This is a genomic window from Actinoplanes sp. NPDC051851 (assembly GCF_040681165.1).
Taxonomy (GTDB): domain Bacteria; phylum Actinomycetota; class Actinomycetes; order Mycobacteriales; family Micromonosporaceae; genus Actinoplanes.
The window spans coordinates 1-1486 of sequence record NZ_JBFAYF010000168.1; the positions used below are offsets into that span (position 1 = coordinate 1).

General features: G+C 68.4%; 1 protein-coding gene and 1 pseudogene. Both read right to left on the reverse strand.

What is annotated here, in order from left to right; genetic code table 11:
* Positions 1 to 41: 41 nt before the first annotated feature.
* The gene (locus tag AB0M08_RS47480; protein WP_364508958.1) at positions 42 to 1067 is read right to left on the reverse strand and encodes an IS3 family transposase; all 1026 of its coding nucleotides are present in this window, start codon (positions 1065 to 1067) and stop codon (positions 42 to 44) included.
* A pseudogene (locus AB0M08_RS47485) lies at positions 1064 to 1486 on the reverse strand (hypothetical protein); the annotation flags it as partial. The pseudogene AB0M08_RS47485 and the gene AB0M08_RS47480, both read right to left, overlap by 4 nt.

The following is a 1486-nucleotide window of genomic DNA, read 5'->3' on the forward strand; positions in this document are numbered from 1 at the left end:
CGGAACCTGTCAAGTCAACTGAGACAGTTTCTTGATTTTGTTTAGCTTTGTGCTGGTGGAAGGCTCGTCGCCGTTGTGATGGTGGCCTGGCCGGGGTCGATGTCGTCTGGTTTGTTGATCCATGCCCGATCCGGGAGGCGAGGCGGCTGCGGACGACGGCGCCCGAACCGTTGCGGGTGGGCTGCCCAGGCGGCGTCGAGGGTGCGTTGCCGCTGTTGGCGGATCTGCCCGGCGGTGCCGTGATGGACCGACGCCGGGGTGTGCAGGCCGATCCCGGAATGCCGGTGCTCATGGTTGTAGTACGTGTAGAACGCCTCGCAGTGCTGCCGGGCGTGCTGGATCGACCCGAACCGCTCGGGGAACGTCGGGTCGTACTTGAGTGTCTTGAAACTCGCCTCGATGAACGGGTTGTCGTTGGAGGTTTTCGGCCGGCTGTGACTGCGGCCGATCTTCAGATCGGTCAGCAGCTGCGTCACCGTTTTGCTGGTCATCGCCGCACCCCGGTCGGCGTGCACTATCAGCTGGTCCGGGTTGACGCGTTCGCGGGCCGCCGCGTCGGCGATCAGTGCCTCGGCGAGCTGTCCGTCCTCGTAGCCGGCGACCAGGTGGCCGACGACGTAGCGCGACCAGATGTCGATCACCGTGTAGAGATGGAACCAGACGCCCCGGTCCGGGCCGCGCAGCTTGGTGATGTCCCAGGACCACACCTGGTTCGCCGCGTCCGCCACGAGTTCGGGTTTGGTCCGGGCCGGATGCTGCGCTTGGGCCCGTCGTTCGCCGGTCTGGCCGGCGGCGCGCAGGATCCGATACATCGTGGACTCCGAGCACCACCAGCGGCCCTCGTCGAGCTCCCGGGCCCACACCTGCGCGGGCGCCAGATCGGCGTATTCGGGCCGGTTCAGCAGTTGCAGCACCTGCTCGCGCTCGGCCTGCGACAGCGCCGACGGCGGCGGTTTACGTGGTGCCCGCGGCCGTGAGACCAGCGGTGGCGTGCGCTGCCGATAAAGCGTCGCCCGCGACAGGCCAGTCAGCCGGCACGCGGGCGCAACACCCCAGACCTCGGTCAGCGCCGCCTGGGCCTCGGCGAGGACGGCGTCGGCGTCGGCGCGGTGTCCGCGCTCTCGGAGAGCAGTTCCAAGAGCGCGTGTGCTTTTCCCATGATCTGCAGGGCGGTCTCGGTCTTGGCGAGCTTGGCCTGCAGGCGAGCGTTCTCGCGCTGAAGGCGGGCAAGTTCGGCGTTCTCGGTTTTCTTCGCCGCCCGCGCGGCCGATTGCCGCCGGTCCGTCAGGCCGGCCGCGGCTCCGGCGTCACGGGCCTTGCGCCAGTCGAGAATGTGTGAGCCGTAGAGTCGTTCCCGGCGCAGGATCGCCCCGCGAGTCGCCGCGTCCGGCGCCGACTCGTACTCGTCCAGGATCCTCGCCTTGAACTCTGCGGTGAATGTCCGCCGCTGGGGCCGGGCGTCCGGATCCGAGTTCTCGTGGGGCTT